Source organism: Corynebacterium sp. HMSC073B01 (genome assembly GCF_001838255.1).
In the GTDB taxonomy this organism is placed as follows: Bacteria; Actinomycetota; Actinomycetes; order Mycobacteriales; family Mycobacteriaceae; genus Corynebacterium; species Corynebacterium jeikeium_D.
This window is the reverse complement of the sequence record NZ_KV836156.1, coordinates 1-14192: the sequence shown is the minus strand read 5'-3', so window position 1 is coordinate 14192 and position 14192 is coordinate 1. Positions and strand designations below refer to the sequence as shown.

At 59.1% G+C, this 14192-nt stretch carries 12 protein-coding genes; 3 read left to right on the top strand and 9 right to left on the bottom strand.

From position 1 onward, the window contains the following. The 5 genes from HMPREF2849_RS05450 to mqo form a co-directional block, all read right to left on the bottom strand. Positions 1-1040, bottom strand: a 1040-nt coding sequence (locus tag HMPREF2849_RS05450; RefSeq protein WP_070549639.1) for a cobyrinic acid a,c-diamide synthase CobB, incomplete at its 3' end; no start/stop codon positions are given. Next, a complete protein-coding gene (cobO, locus tag HMPREF2849_RS05445; protein ID WP_042389270.1) occupies positions 1034-1654 on the bottom strand; it encodes a cob(I)yrinic acid a,c-diamide adenosyltransferase in 621 nt (206 codons plus the stop codon). The genes cobO and HMPREF2849_RS05450, both read right to left, overlap by 7 nt. Beyond that, positions 1635-2312, bottom strand: a complete 678-nt coding sequence (locus HMPREF2849_RS05440) for a vWA domain-containing protein (RefSeq protein WP_224784241.1) — start codon at positions 2310-2312, stop codon at positions 1635-1637. The genes cobO and HMPREF2849_RS05440 overlap by 20 nt, the downstream gene beginning before the upstream one ends. A gap of 106 nt (positions 2313-2418) precedes the next feature. Continuing rightward, positions 2419-3570: a magnesium chelatase ATPase subunit I gene (locus tag HMPREF2849_RS05435; RefSeq protein WP_048735587.1), complete on the bottom strand. Its 1152-nt coding sequence runs from the start codon at positions 3568-3570 to the stop codon at positions 2419-2421. Positions 3571-3663: 93 nt separating this feature from the next. Continuing rightward, positions 3664-5160: a malate dehydrogenase (quinone) gene (gene mqo / locus HMPREF2849_RS05430; protein ID WP_049170803.1), complete on the bottom strand. Its 1497-nt coding sequence runs from the start codon at positions 5158-5160 to the stop codon at positions 3664-3666. Between the two features lie 163 nt (positions 5161-5323). On the opposite strand from mqo, the gene HMPREF2849_RS05425 reads away from it, so the two are divergent. Then, positions 5324-6364 (top strand): alpha/beta hydrolase, encoded by a 1041-nt coding sequence (locus HMPREF2849_RS05425; protein WP_049170801.1) that lies wholly within the window; start codon positions 5324-5326, stop codon positions 6362-6364. Between the two features lie 82 nt (positions 6365-6446). Next, a complete protein-coding gene (gene mtr / locus HMPREF2849_RS05420) occupies positions 6447-7871 on the top strand; it encodes a mycothione reductase (RefSeq protein ID WP_246822118.1) in 1425 nt (474 codons plus the stop codon). Here mtr and HMPREF2849_RS05415 read toward each other — a convergent pair. The 4 genes from HMPREF2849_RS05415 to HMPREF2849_RS05400 form a co-directional block, all read right to left on the bottom strand. Next, a complete protein-coding gene (locus HMPREF2849_RS05415) occupies positions 7868-9331 on the bottom strand; it encodes a cobyric acid synthase (protein ID WP_069358763.1) in 1464 nt (487 codons plus the stop codon). The genes mtr and HMPREF2849_RS05415 overlap by 4 nt on opposite strands. Before the next feature lie 3 nt (positions 9332-9334). Next, positions 9335-10246, bottom strand: coding sequence for a type I methionyl aminopeptidase (gene map, locus HMPREF2849_RS05410; protein ID WP_070546670.1), 912 nt, complete (start codon positions 10244-10246; stop codon positions 9335-9337). Between the two features lie 68 nt (positions 10247-10314). Further along, complete coding sequence (locus tag HMPREF2849_RS05405) at positions 10315-12162, bottom strand: penicillin-binding transpeptidase domain-containing protein (RefSeq protein ID WP_070546672.1); 1848 nt, start codon at positions 12160-12162, stop codon at positions 10315-10317. A 59-nt stretch (positions 12163-12221) separates the two neighbouring features. Beyond that, a complete protein-coding gene (locus tag HMPREF2849_RS05400) occupies positions 12222-13454 on the bottom strand; it encodes a M50 family metallopeptidase (RefSeq protein ID WP_070595125.1) in 1233 nt (410 codons plus the stop codon). 215 nt (positions 13455-13669) lie between these two features. Between HMPREF2849_RS05400 and HMPREF2849_RS05395 the strand changes: the two genes are divergently transcribed. Beyond that, on the top strand, positions 13670-14071 hold the full coding sequence (locus tag HMPREF2849_RS05395; RefSeq protein WP_016422566.1) for a DUF2631 domain-containing protein: 402 nt from the start codon (positions 13670-13672) through the stop codon (positions 14069-14071). Positions 14072-14192 lie beyond the last annotated feature (121 nt).

The following is a 14192-nucleotide window of genomic DNA, read 5'->3' as shown; positions in this document are numbered from 1 at the left end:
CCACCGAGATCTTCAAGCAGCCAGAGCAGCCCCGCGCATTCGCCGTGGATCAGCGCACCATCGTCGGCAGCCTGACGTAGATCGCGGCGAATGTCATCACGAATAGATAGCGCGTCGGCATGCTCTTCCGGGAATCCACCGGGCACGATGTAGCCTTCGGCTTCCGGCAGTTCGTCAACCAATGGGTCAAAATCCACGACCTCGGCTCCAGCGGCCTGCAATAGCTCACGGTGCTCTGCATAGGTAAACGAGAACGCAGGACCCGCCGCGACCGCCACGCGCACGCGGCGATTAAGAGCCAGCGGTGCAACGAACTGTGCAGGGGCCCATGGTTCAGCTGGATAGGGCTGCCGGGCAAGCTGGATAATCCGGTCGATGTCGATGTAGGTTTCCACCAAGTTGGCCATCGATTCAATGACCGCTTCTAGCTGCTCACCCTGCTCGACTGCAGTGACCAGCCCCAAATGCCTGCTGGGCACCTCAATATCAGTCACTCGCGGAATAGCGCCGAGCACCTCGACCCCCATGGCCTCCACAGAACGGGTAATGATGTCCGCATGCCGCGGGCTGCCCACCTGATTAATAATCACGCCACTGACACGGACGTCAGTGCGAAGCGTGGAGAAACCGTGGACAACAGCCGCCGCCGACTGCGACATATGCCGGGCATCAATCACCAACACCACCGGAAGGCCCAACAGTGAGGCAATCTCAGCCGTCGAGCCCTCCACCGATAGCGGGTCGTCACCAATGCGGCCGTCGAAAAGCCCCATAACCCCTTCGACCACCGCAATATCGCTGTCGGCAGCTCCATGTGCGTAGAGCGGCCCAATCATCTCAGGCGCGCACATAAAGGAATCCAGATTGCGCCCGGGACGACCAGCGGCTACCCCGTGATAGCCAGGATCAATATAATCGGGTCCGACTTTGAAAGGTGCCACCGCGTGACGACGCGACAGTGCACGCATCAGCCCCGTGGAGATTGTCGTCTTTCCCGTGCCTGAAGCTGTCGCCGCGATGACAATTCCAGGCGCTACCACTCGATGCCCTTTTGTCCCTTACGTCCGACATCCATCGGGTGCTTAATCTTGGTCATCTCCGTCACCAGATCCGCGACCTCCACGAGCTTCGGATCCGCATCGCGGCCAGTCATCACCACATGCTGGCGGCCGGGACGGTTCCTCAATGTCTCCACCACATCGTCGACATCAATCCAACCCCACTTGATTGGGTAGGTGAACTCGTCGAGGACGTAGAAGTCGTGCACCTCATTTTCCAGGCGCCGTTTAATCTCCTGCCATCCCTCGGCAGCAGCTGCCGCATGGTCCTCCTCAGTGCCCTGCTTACGCGACCAAGACCAACCTTCGCCCATCTTGTGCCATTCGACCGGGCCGCCTTCCCCCGTGTCGTCGTGAAGCTCGCCCAACCGGCGCATGACAGCTTCCTCGCCAACCTTCCACTTTGCCGACTTTACAAACTGGAAGACACCGATATTCATCCCCTGATTCCACGCGCGCATCGCCATACCGAATGCCGCGGTGGACTTGCCCTTACCTGGGCCCGTATGCACCGCAGTAATCGGAATCATGCGACGCTGCCTGGTGGTCAGTCCATCGTTGGGAATTGATTTGGGGTCAAGCTTTCCTTGTGCCATGGTCTCGATGATAGGCATGGACCACGCCCGCCACGGCTTCGGCATTGAGTTCGGAGAGATTTATGCAGGTCGCACCCAATTCCACGCTGAGTTCCTGTGCCAGCCCCAGCCGCACGCGAGAGCGCTCACAGTCGATAACCACCGTCGCCGCCAACGCTTGACGACGGATCTTTGCGGCCACAGCCCTCGCCTGCTGCAGGCCATTTTTACCCGTTGCTCGGCCGTCGGAGAGCAAGACCATGATTGCGCGCCGTGTGGGCTCCCTATGGGCTTCCCGAACTACCACTTCGTGTGCCTTCAGCAATCCTTCGGCCAATGGAGTTCGGCCACCAGTGCGGACATCTGCGAGGCGACGTACTGCGGTGTCGATAGACTTCGTCGGCGGTAAAACTAATTCGGCGTTATTTCCGCGGAAAGTAACGACAGCGACTTTATCGCGGCTTTGGTAGGCATCACGCAGCAGCGATGTGACCGCGCCGGTGACGGCTGCCAGACGGTCGCGTGCTGCCATGGAACCCGAGGTGTCCACGACAAAGACGACCAGATTGGACTCAGTTCCCTGTCGAATAGCGCCGTGAACGTCCTCCGGTTCCAGGGGAATCATGGAGTCGCCCATGCGGGCGCCACGATTGGCCGCCGCCAGCACTGTCGCCGGCACGTGGAGACCATGGCCTCCCCGCTCGGCACCAATGGTGCTGCCCCGCGGGCCAATGGCCTTGGAACGCCGACCGGAATCCCCTTGGCCGACACCGTCAACGCTGATTTTACGAACGGCGAAAGGGGGCGCCTTCAGCGGCGCGACCTCCCTTCGATCCCGAGGAATTCGACTGTTGTGGCTCCTGAGGTTCGGAGTTGGAGTCGAACTGGGAGACCTGCTCAGCATCGGGCTCTGGATCCGACTCCGGACTCGACTCTGGCTGATTCTGGTCATCTCGGAACTGCTCCTCTGCATCCTGCAGAGCATCGTCGAGCTGTTCCTGGTCCAGTCCTGGTTCATCAAAGGGGTCACGGCGACGACGGTGCGGCAGTGCCATTTCCGCAGCTACCTTAATGTCTTCCGCAGTGATCTCAATTGGATTGCCGGGTGCCGGCTGCGCCGACTCGTCCCCGGCTACTCGCCAGGCAGCGTGAGCGCGGGCGGTACGTGCAATGACGATGTCGGCACGCATCCCGTCCACATCAAAAGCAGCGCACACAGTGGCAATTTGACCAAGAATGTTGGGGGTCAATTCGACGTCGTCAAGCAGTGCGCGCGCGCGATCGATGCGAGCGTGTAGCGCATCGTCGTCGGCGGCGAACCGCGTGACAAAGCTCTCCGGGTCGGCGTCAAAGTCGAGGCGGCGGGCGACGATTTCCGCGCGGACAGCCGGATCCTTGGATGCGGTGACGTCGATGGCGAGCCCAAAGCGGTCGAGAAGCTGGGGACGCAATTCGCCCTCTTCCGGGTTCATAGTGCCGACCAACACGAACCTGGAGGTTGCGGAGTGCGAGATACCATCGCGTTCAACAACCACGCGACCGGTGGCTGCGGCATCGAGCACGGAGTCAACGAGATGATCCGGCAGCAGGTTAATCTCGTCGACATAGAGAATGCCACCGTCAGCCGCGCTGAGTAGTCCCGGATTGAACTGTGCGTGTCCGGTAGTCAGGACGGTCTCCACATCGATGGAGCCTACGACTCGATCTTCCGTAGCGCCGAGTGGCAGGTTTACCAACGATCCGCTGAGAAATGGCGCCAACGCGCGGACCGTAGTGGTCTTGGCTGTGCCCTTCTCACCGCGGATGACGACACCACCAATCTCCGGGGATAGCGCGGTCAGAATCAACGCAAGCTGTAGTCGCTGCTGCCCGACGATCGCAGTAAAAGGAAAAGTGGGCTCTGTTTGTGCAGTGGTCGCTGACGTGATTTTTTCCATAAGCACAGTTCTACCCCACTGCGAACGGATGGCTCACAGCGGGGTAGAACAATGTTGGCTTAATTGAACTCTTTGAAGCTCTTCAGCGAGTTACTAGCGCTCCAGCTTCAGGGTCTTCTGGGAAGCCTCCCAGACCTCCTTGAACAGAGCCGGGTCATCAGCCAGGTGCGTACCGTAGGACGGGACGAGCTCCTTCAGCTTCGGAGCCCACTTGCCCATGTGACGGCCGAAGCAGCGCTCAATCAGGCTAATCATCACAGCCGGAGCGATGGAAGCGCCCGGGGATGCACCCATCAGGCCGGCAATGGTGCCGTCCCACGAGTTGATGACCGCGGTACCGAACTCGAGGGTACCGAAGACCGGAGCCTTCATCGGCTTAATGACCTGGACGCGCTGACCAGCGACGATCAGCTCCCAGTCCTCTGGGCGAGCGTTCGGGACGTACTCACGCAGGGACTCAATACGTGCGTCGAAGTCCTTCAGAACCTCAGTAATCAGGTACTTGGTCAGCCCCATCTCCTGGACACCAACACCCATCATGGACGGCAGGTTGGCCGGACGCAGAGACTTAATCAGGTCCAGGTTGTTACCGTTCTTGAGGAACTTCATGTTCCAACCGGCGTACGGGCCAAAGAGCAGGCCGCGCTTGCCGTCGATAACACGGGTGTCCAGGTGCGGAACGGACATCGGCGGCGTGCCGACGGAAGCCTTACCGTAGACCTTGGCGTCATGCTTAGCAATGACTTCCTCGTTGGTGCAGCGCAGCCACTGGCCGGAGACCGGGAAGCCACCGAAACCACGAATCTCGTTAATACGAGCCTTCTGCAGCAGCGGCAGTGCGTCACCGCCGGCACCGACGAATACGAAGTTGGCAACCAGGGTGCGAACGTCCTTGGTGTGCAGGTTCTTCACGGTGACGATCCACTTGGAACCGTCGCGCTTCAGACCGGTGACCTCGTGTCCGTAGCGAATCTCAGTACCCATATCGGACAGTGCGGCCAGGTACTGCTTGGTCAGTGCACCGAAGTTAACGTCCGTACCATTCGGGTTACGAATAGCGGAGACCGGCTTGGAGAAGTCACGGCCCTCGGACATCAGCGGAAGGTACTCAGCGAAACGGTCCGGATCTTCAATGAGCTCCTGACCGTGGAACAGCGGCTCCTTCTCAAGTGCCTCGTAGCGACGACGCATGAACGCCATCTGCTCCGGCCCCTGAGCGAAGGTGGTGTGATCAACTGGGTTGATGAATTCCTTCGGGTCAGTCAGGGTGCCGTTTTCAATCAGCGAGGTCCACAGCTGGCGGGAAACCTGGAACTGCTCATTAATGAGCTTAGCCTTGGTGACATCGACCTTGCCGTTCTTCTCCGGCGTGTAGTTCAGCTCGCACAGAGCAGAGTGGCCGGTACCAGCGTTGTTCCACGGGGAGGAAGACTCCTTGGCGGGCTGATCGAGACGCTCGAACAGAACCTGTGACCAGGATGGCTCGAGCTCCTTGAGCAGCACACCCAGCGTCGCACTCATTACACCTGCACCGATGAGGACGACGTCTACCTCGTCGCCACTGGAAGCAGGAAGCTTGTTATCAGCCATTTTGCTGTCAACATCCTTACTAACTTGATTAGTGATTCAAACTAGCGCTCGCTCACATGCGCGCACACAACTAAAGACGCAAAAGAGAGCTACCGTCTCAGTCCATAATCTATTGTGGCACACATTCCCACTACCCCCGGTAATCGGCGCTAGGCTTGACCCTGTGACTACCGATATTCCCGATTTCGTTACCCCCACCTTTAACCCCGATAACCTAGGCGAAGACTACAGCCAACATGTCATCGAACTCGGCCAGGATCCCGACGGTGAGGGATCCGTACACGCGGTATTGGTCCGCTACTGCCCCGACTCGTCGGCAAGCGACTTCCAAAAACGTCCGGCGGTTCTATGGATTCACGGGATGTCGGACTATTTCTTCCAGAAGCACGTGGCGGAGCGGTACCACGCCGAAGGCTACGCCTTTTACGCTATTGACCTGCGTAAGTGCGGGCGCGCACACCAACCGGGGCAGACTTGGCATGGCTGCAGCGATCTAACGAATTACTTCGAGGATCTCAACAGGGCACTCGCAGTGTTAGACCACGCCGGTCATACAACTGTCACTGTTAATGCGCACTCCACTGGTGGTCTCATTGCCGTGCTCTGGCTCGATTGGTTACGAAGCACAGGCGGCCATTGCCCGCAAGCACCCAATATTTCCGTCACAGCTGCCGTCTTGAACTCACCGTGGCTGACTCTGCACGTTTCCCGGGCAAAGGCTCCCGTGTACTCGCTGGTGACTCGCGTTATGTCGCGGATTCGCCCTAACAGTCTCATTCCGGTGCAGTCTGCGGGCGGCTATGGCAAATCCATTAGCGCCGACCACCAGGGACGCTGGGAGTACAACCGCACTTTCAAGCCGCTGGCTGGCCATGACAAGAACTGGCGTTGGCTCAATGCCATCATCGTCGGCCAGCAACGTGTCAGCCGCGGTATCGATACCGGCGTGCCGACGCTCGTTCTCCACTCGGACAACTACCTTCTCGGTTCCGACTACACACCGGAACTCAGCCGCGTTGACTCTGTCCTCAACACTGAGCAAATTGCCGATGCCACTGCCCACTTGGGACCGCAGGCTCGCAACGTCGCGATTCCGGGTGCTCTCCACGACGTGTATCTCTCCGCACCCGAAGCACTAGACCGCGCTTTTAATGAGACATTCCAGTTCCTTGCCACAGTCAATCCAGGAGACAGCTCAAAATAGGAGCACAGAATAGGAACTCGGAATAAATCAGCATTCAGTACGGTTGAACCAAACTAGTTTGACCAGAATGCTAGGAGTGCTTGTGACCACTGAGAATTCGCCTGAGACTACCCCACGCCACTACGACGTCATCATTATCGGAACCGGGTCCGGCAATTCCATTCCAGCCCCGGCCTACGACAATGTCCGTATCGCTCTGGTGGAGGAAGGACGTTTCGGCGGTACTTGCCTCAACGTTGGGTGTATTCCCACCAAGATGTTCGTTCTGGCCGCTGATGCCGCCCGCAACATCCGCGAGGCCAGCCGCCTGGGCGTGCACGGCACCTTCGGCTCCGTTGATCTCAAGCAAATCCAGGATCGCGTTTTTGCCCAGCGCGTCGACCAGATTGCCGACGGCGGCGAGGCATACCGCCGCGGGGACGAGACTCCCAATATCGATGTCTACGACCGCCACGCAACGTTCGTCGGCCCTCGCACTATTCGCACCGGCATCGGCGAGGAAACCGTCGACATCACAGCCGACAACATCATCATCGCTGCAGGCTCCCGCCCTCACGTTCCGGGCCTCATCGCAGACTCCGGGGTCGATTACTACACCAACGAGAACATCATGCGCGTCGACAAGCTTCCGCGCGAAATGATCGTCGTCGGCGGCGGCTACATCGCTAGCGAGTTCGCGCATGTCTTCGCATCCTTCGGCACGAAGGTGCACATGCTGGTGCGCTCCGATGTCATGCTGCGTGGCTCAGACGCCGCTATCTCCGAGCGCTTCCACGAGGTTGCCTCCCGCGACATTGACATCCGTATGAACACCTCCATCACTGAGCTCTCCCAGGAGGGCGAGATCGTCACGGTCACGCTTGACGACGGCACGGAGCTCGCAGCCGATGCCCTGCTCGTGGCAACCGGACGCATCCCCAACGGTGACCGTATGGACCTTGCAGCCGGTGGTGTGGCGATGCACGACGATGGTCGCATCAAGGTTGACCAGTACGGCCGCACCTCTGCCGAAGGTGTGTGGGCGCTGGGCGATGTCTCTAGCCCGTACCAGCTGAAGCATATTGCCAACCATGAGGCCAAGGTTGTCTTCCACAACGTGCTGAATCCGTCGGACCTGCGCGAATTTGACCACCGCTACATTCCGTCGGCAGTCTTCTCACATCCGCAGATTGGTCAGGTCGGTATGACCGAGGATGAAGCTCGCGCCTGGGCTGCGGAAAATGGCACGGAGATTACCGTGAAGGTACAGAACTACGGCGATGTCGCCTACGGCTGGGCGCTGGAGGATCGCGACGACTTCGCTAAACTGATTGCGGACCGCTCCACCGGCCGCCTGCTGGGTGCGCATTTCATCGGCGAGCAGGCTGCCACCCTAGTGCAGCAGTGCATCCAGATGATGAGCTTCGAAATGGATGTGCGCGAAGTTGTCAAGGGCCAGCACTGGATCCACCCAGCACTGCCAGAGCTGATTGAAAACGCAATCCTGGGCCTGGAGTTCGATAACTAGCCCAGCTGTTCAATACCTGTGGCCTGGGCCAATGCGGGCCCAGCCAGGTACTTCTCGACTGCATTGGCCAACAGGTCGACCTGCAGCAGCCGTTCTCCGGCAAACGAAGTATTAGGACTGACCTCAAAGCCGTCCCGACCGACGGCAACTGCAACTTCCATCAGCAACTCACGGCGCGCCTGATCATTTTCCAGGTAGCCGTGGCGGTGCGTGCCCATCACCATGCCACGCCGCGCCCCTTCTTCAGGCTCAGTGATAAAAGGCGCCTCGCTGCTTCGCACAACCTGTCCATTGTGGACTTCGTAAGAGCCATCCGGGTGGCTCACCAGCGTCTTCGTCCCCGCGAATTCAATGTCGGTATCGAACACGCCAAGCCCGTTCACTGTCCCGGCTACCGACTCCACCGAGTCAGTGATGGTGGTGCAGAGCATTTGGAACCCACCGCAGATGCCAATCAGCGGCAGCCCTCGGGCGGCTCGGTTCTCCAGTACGTCGTCAAGCCCACGCTCGCGCAACCACTTGAGATCGGCGACCGTCGACTTCGTCCCGGGCAACACGACCAGGTCGGCGCGAGCAACGACCGACGGATCGACCGTCCACTGCACGTGTACCCCTGGTTCACAGGCAAGCGCTTCGATATCGGTGGCGTTGGACACGCGCGGCAAGCGAATGGCGGCCACGGACAACGTTTCCGTACCCAGCGGTGCGTTCGCCGGCCCTACCGACGCACCAGCGACTGTGCCGAGCGAATCCTCCGCATCGATCCACAGCCCCGGAATAAAAGACACTACGCCGAGTACGGGCACGCCGGTGTGCTCGCGCACCACGTCCAATCCCGGTGTCAACAGCGAAACATCGCCCCGGAACTTGTTGACGATAAAACCGGTAATCCGCGCGCGGTCTTCGGGGCTCAAAATTGCATGCGTGCCGACGAAATGTGCAAGCACCCCACCGCGGTCGATGTCGCCGGCGACCACAACCGGCAAATCAGCGAGCTCTGCCAAGCCCATGTTGGCGATGTCTGACTCTCGCAGATTGACCTCGGCAGGACTACCAGCGCCTTCGCACAAGACGACATCGAACTGCCCCCGCAGCTCTTCCAATGTCTCCGCGACTACCCCGCGCAACGCTTTTCGACGCGACCGGTACGTCAGAGCGCTCACATGCCCATCGGCTTTGCCCTTCACCACCACCTGACTAGTGTGGTCCGAGCCCGGCTTGAGAAGCACCGGGTTAAAGGAGACATCCGGCTCCAGCCCACAGGCGAGCGCCTGCAGAGCCTGCGCGCGCCCAATCTCGCCGCCGTCAAGCGTGACAGCGCAGTTGTTGGACATGTTCTGTGCTTTGAAGGGTGCGACCTTCACGCCGCGGCGCGCGAGCAGCCGACACATGCCGGCGACCAGAACCGACTTACCGGCATCTGAGGTGCAGCCGGCAATCAGAGCTGCAGGGGCCTGCACGGGTTAGGCCTCGGGCTTCCAACCAGTTTGGAACTGACCTGGCACGTTCTGCTCATCCGGCAGAGTGAGGATTTCATAGCCGTCGGAGGTCACCAGCACCGTGTGCTCGAACTGGGCGGTGAACTTGAAGTCATCATTCTGCACAGTCCAGCCATTATCCCAGATGTGGTACGGCAGCTCACCAAGGTTAATCATCGGCTCAACAGTCAAGGTCATGCCCGGCTCGAAAATGGTGTCCTGGCTCGGCTCATCGTAGTGGAGAACGATTAAACCATTGTGGAACGTGGTACCGACACCGTGACCGGTGAAGTCCCGAACGGTGTTGTATCCAAAACGCTTAGCGTAAGACTCGATTACGCGGCCGATGACATTAATCTCACGGCCCGGCTTGATGACCTTAATGCCGCGCATGGTGGCGTTGTAAGTGCGCTCCACTAGCTGGAGGTGCTCCTCCGAGACATTGCCCGCGAGGAAAGTCGCGTTGGTGTCACCGTGGACGCCGTTCTTGTATCCGGTGACGTCGACATTGACGATATCGCCGTCTTCAATAACCTGAGTGTCCGGAATACCGTGGCAGACAATCTCATTGAGAGACACACAGCACGACTTCTCGAAACCGCGGTACCCCAGCGTGGACGGGTAGGTGTCGTGATCCAACAGGTACTCGTGCACCACCCGGTCAATCTCATCCGTGGTCACGCCCGGAGTTACGGCCTTGCCGGCCTCCACCAACGCGTTGGCAGCAATGCGAGAGACCTCTCGCATATTTTCAATATCTTCCGGAGTCTGTACCAGCGGCTCGCCGACGCCTTCCTGAACCTCGTCCTTCCAGGCGTACTCCGGCCGTTCAATATGTGCCGGAACGGTGCGAATTGGAGTGGACTTTTGCTGAGTAAGTGGAGAACGCTGAATCATGGAACATACTCTACCCCTACCCCCGGATTAGCCTTTCGGCCTGTGCCGGTTTCAAAGCCAGAAATGCTCTAGCCCTCGTCCCCCGAACCTTCATCGATATTGGCAAAGAAGGCATCGGTAATCGCCACGGCATGCTCCGAACCACCACCGCCAACGATAAGCGTGGCAAAGGCCAAATCATCGCGGTAGCCAGTAAACCAAGCGTGGGAGCCGCCAGCGTACTCGGCCTCACCGGTCTTTGCATAAACTTCACCTCGACCGGCAATGGCCGAACCAGTACCAGAGGTCACCACCGCCCGCATGAGTGTGCGAACCTCATTCAAAACCTCAGGCGGCAGTGGCTTTGATACCTGCGACTGCCAGGTTCCCGCGCTTGGCACGAGTGACGGTGTCGGAGTGCGTCCGGCCGCCACCGTCGCGGAAACCAGCGCCATGCCAAACGGGCTGGTCAAGTCATTGCCCTGCCCATAGCCCGCATCGATACGCTCGACTTCATCACTGCCATCAGACACGCTGCCGGTAATAGTGTCGAGGCCCGCGATGTGATAGTTGATGCCGATGCCGAAGTTCTTGGACTCCTCCTTGAACTGCCCTGGCTCCAACTTGTGAGAGATGTTGCCAAACGTGGTGTTACAAGACCGCGCGAACGCATCGCTCAGCGAGGTATTCCCGACACCACTTCCGTTGTAGTTGGTGACAATACGCGGCCCGATCTCCATCGAACCTGGGCACGGCACAGTCGATCCCGCATTTAGCCCCTCGTGCTGCACACCTGCAGCAGCAGTGACAATCTTGTACGTCGATCCCGGCGGGAACTGTCCCATCAGCGCAAGGTCGCCGTCCTTATCCGCTTCCGCCGTCTGGGCTACCGCCAGAATCTTGCCCGTAGACGGCTGCACAGCCACCAGCATTGCCTTCGCATCTTGCCGCGTATCGACTGCCTTCTGCGCTGCGTCCTGCACCTTTTTACTAATCGATGCCTGCACCGCCGGGGCTACATCCGGAGACACCTCATAGAGCGTGCCGACGACTGCTCCGCCCTCGTTGGCCGCCACGATATTCCAGCCATCGGCACCGTGATCACCAGTGTCCACTAGCCTTTCCACACGGCTCATCAAATCAGGCGCAAACCCCGGGTCGGGTCGCACCATCGCTGCTTCATCGTTAACAGAAATTCCGTCAATGTCCGCGAGCTCATCCTTGACTCGCTGCGGCGTGGATGCCGGCAGCACAATCAGTGAAAAGTTACCCTTCCCACCAGCTGCCTGCTCCCCTATAGCGCGCGCGTCAAGCTTCGGACCATCTTCCGGCATTTCATTATTGATGACCGTCGCCGCCCGGTTAATCGACGACTGCACATTCTCCGCCCCATCACGATTGAGAATTACCCGGTGCACAGTCCCCGGCTCAAGCAAGGCCGCACCGTCCGAACCAACCACAGACGGACGTGGAGCTGCGATAGTGCGCAATTCTGGGTGCTGATTACGCCCCAGCTGTGGATGCAGGGATGCTGGCGACCAGCGCAATGCCCAATCCCGTTGCCCAGTCTCAGTCTTGGTCAGTGTGAAAGTGGTGTCATATCCCCAGCGTCGCTGATGCGGTAGCTGCCAATTCATGGCGACTTCCGCCGAGGACTGATTCGAGCTGGAATCGATACCCGCAATCTCATACTCAAGCCCCTCCGGCTGGAGTCCGGCAGTGGCCGCCTTCAGATCTCCTTCAGCGGAGTCCGGGTGATCAGTCAGTGCCGCCGCCTTAGCAACGTCCCCTCCCGCCAGCGCCCCCAGGAATTCCTCGAGCACCTCGCGCCCGGTGTCAGGCCGCGGCGTACACGCGGCGGATGACAACACCAGACCCGTGATTGCCACAGCCGAGATACTGCGAAGCAGGGGCTTGCGGCGCGAAGTTTGTTCCATGTGGGCTGACGTTAGCACCGCTTTGCTTTACGACGACGCTGGCACGCCGCAACCTGCTATCAGCGGTTCAGCACAATTGGATTGACCACGTCAGCGGCCATGACCAGAACGCCGAATACCAGCAAAACCGCGGTAAAGGCCATAGTAACTGGCATGAGTTTGGTGTAATCGGCAGGCCCAAGCGCTGGCTTACCGAATGCCTTGCGAATCACGTCTCGAATGCGTTCATAAATAACAACGGCGATGTGGCCACCGTCGAGTGGCGGCAACGGCACGAGGTTGAACACGGCCAGGAAGTAATTGAGGTTGGCCAGCAATAGGAAGAACGACGGCCACTGGTTCATCTCCACCAATTCACCGCCGGCACGCGAAGCGCCGACGACGCTCATTGGGCTGGCCGGGTCACGCTGAGCACCGAAGATGGACGCAACCACACCGGGAACCTTCTCCGGGATGGAGAGCAGCCCATTCCAAACCGCCCCAAAAAGACTGCCTGTGAAGCTGGCAGCACCACCGATGGCAGTCACTGCGTTGTACTCGTGAAGGATGGTCTCTGGGCGCTGGAAGGCGATACCAATTGCTGGCTGGTCGATGTCCTGCCCGTCGTTAGTCTTGCGCTTGACGACTTCCGGGGTGACCGTGACCGTCTGGGTGCTGCCATTGCGGTCGATGGTCATTTTGATGTCGCCACCTGCAGAGCTACCGATGAGAGACACAGCCTCGGGGTAGGACGTGATCTTGGTGCCATTGATCTTCTCAATCACATCTCCGGCACGTAGCCCTGCGCGCTCTGCAGGACCGGAACCAGTGCAGGGCTCCAGCGTGCCGTCGGCACGCTGTGCCGGCGAGACGCACTGCACCGCCTGAATGCGTGGCGCCATTTCCTTACCCATGTTGGGCAAACCCCACGTCACGGCAATGAAGTAAAGAATGATGAATCCAACGATGAGGTTCATTGCCACCCCACCGAGCATCACGATAATGCGCTGCCACCACGGCTTCTTGTACATGGCGTAGGGTTCTTCGGCAGGAGCGATGGGATCCATTGCTGTCATGCCTGCGATGTCGCAGAATCCGCCAAAGGGAATTGCCTTTATTCCATACTCGGTGTCATGCCCACCTGCCGCAGCGTGATGCCGCTTGAAGGAAAACAGCGTTGGGCCGAAGCCAATGAAGTATCGACGCACTCGCATTCCACACAGGCGAGCTGCGGTGAGATGGCCCCATTCGTGAAGGGCGATTGTCACCGCGATGCCGATTGCGAAGAGTAAAACTCCAAGAAGAAATGTCACGAGTGCTCACCCTACCCCCACTTTGGGCAAACGAGCACACCGGCGAACAGTTTCCGGCCGGGCTAAGTCCCAATTTCAGCAAGTTCTAAGGTATCCTTACACCCGATACTCAAGATTGTCTGAAAATGCGCTCAGTCGCTTTCAGCAAAACCGCAGATAGACTGAAGTGCATATAGAGTGCAATTCGCCGAAAGTGTTAACAGGAGGACTTTCAAGTGAGCAACCACGAGCCAAAGGAAGAAATTTACCGCGGCGTCAGCACCCTCGACGAGCCGTCGGCGAAGTGGGGCTGGCACGGCATTAGCAAGAGCGCTATGCAGAAGGCCGGCTGGATTTCCGTAATCTTCCTGCTGGGCATGACCATTGGTAACCACAAGGGCAACGTCGAGAACTGGTGGCTGGTCGTCATCGCCGCCCTGATTGCTATTGGCCTGCTGTTGCAATTGTTCGCCCCGCAGGGTTCTCAGGTTCGCACCGTTACCGGTCACAACAAGCCGGAAGGCCACATTGAGCCGGAGTGGGCACGCGACCAGGTAAACGGCACTGGCGTCTACGCTAACCTGACCGACTCTCAGCTGCGCTCCTGGAACCGCCTGCCGGAAGGCCAGAACCAGTAGAGTTAGCCACTTTTGCAGAAAGTCTGGCCTAACAGCTCTATAGCAACAGCTCTATAGCGCTACAGCGCACAAAAAAATCCGCACCGAATTCGGGTTAAGTGACAAAAAGTGTGTCCGCTCG

Excerpts from the sequence above, each read along its gene's own strand:
- mqo (WP_049170803.1), bottom strand. The coding sequence starts at position 5,160 with ATGGCTGATAACAAGCTTCCTGCTTCCAGTGGCGACGAGGTAGACGTC.
- cobO (WP_042389270.1), bottom strand. The coding sequence starts at position 1,654 with ATGGCACAAGGAAAGCTTGACCCCAAATCAATTCCCAACGATGGACTG.
- map (WP_070546670.1), bottom strand. The coding sequence starts at position 10,246 with ATGATTCAGCGTTCTCCACTTACTCAGCAAAAGTCCACTCCAATTCGC.
- HMPREF2849_RS05435 (WP_048735587.1), bottom strand. The coding sequence starts at position 3,570 with ATGGAAAAAATCACGTCAGCGACCACTGCACAAACAGAGCCCACTTTT.
- HMPREF2849_RS05405 (WP_070546672.1), bottom strand. The coding sequence starts at position 12,162 with ATGGAACAAACTTCGCGCCGCAAGCCCCTGCTTCGCAGTATCTCGGCT.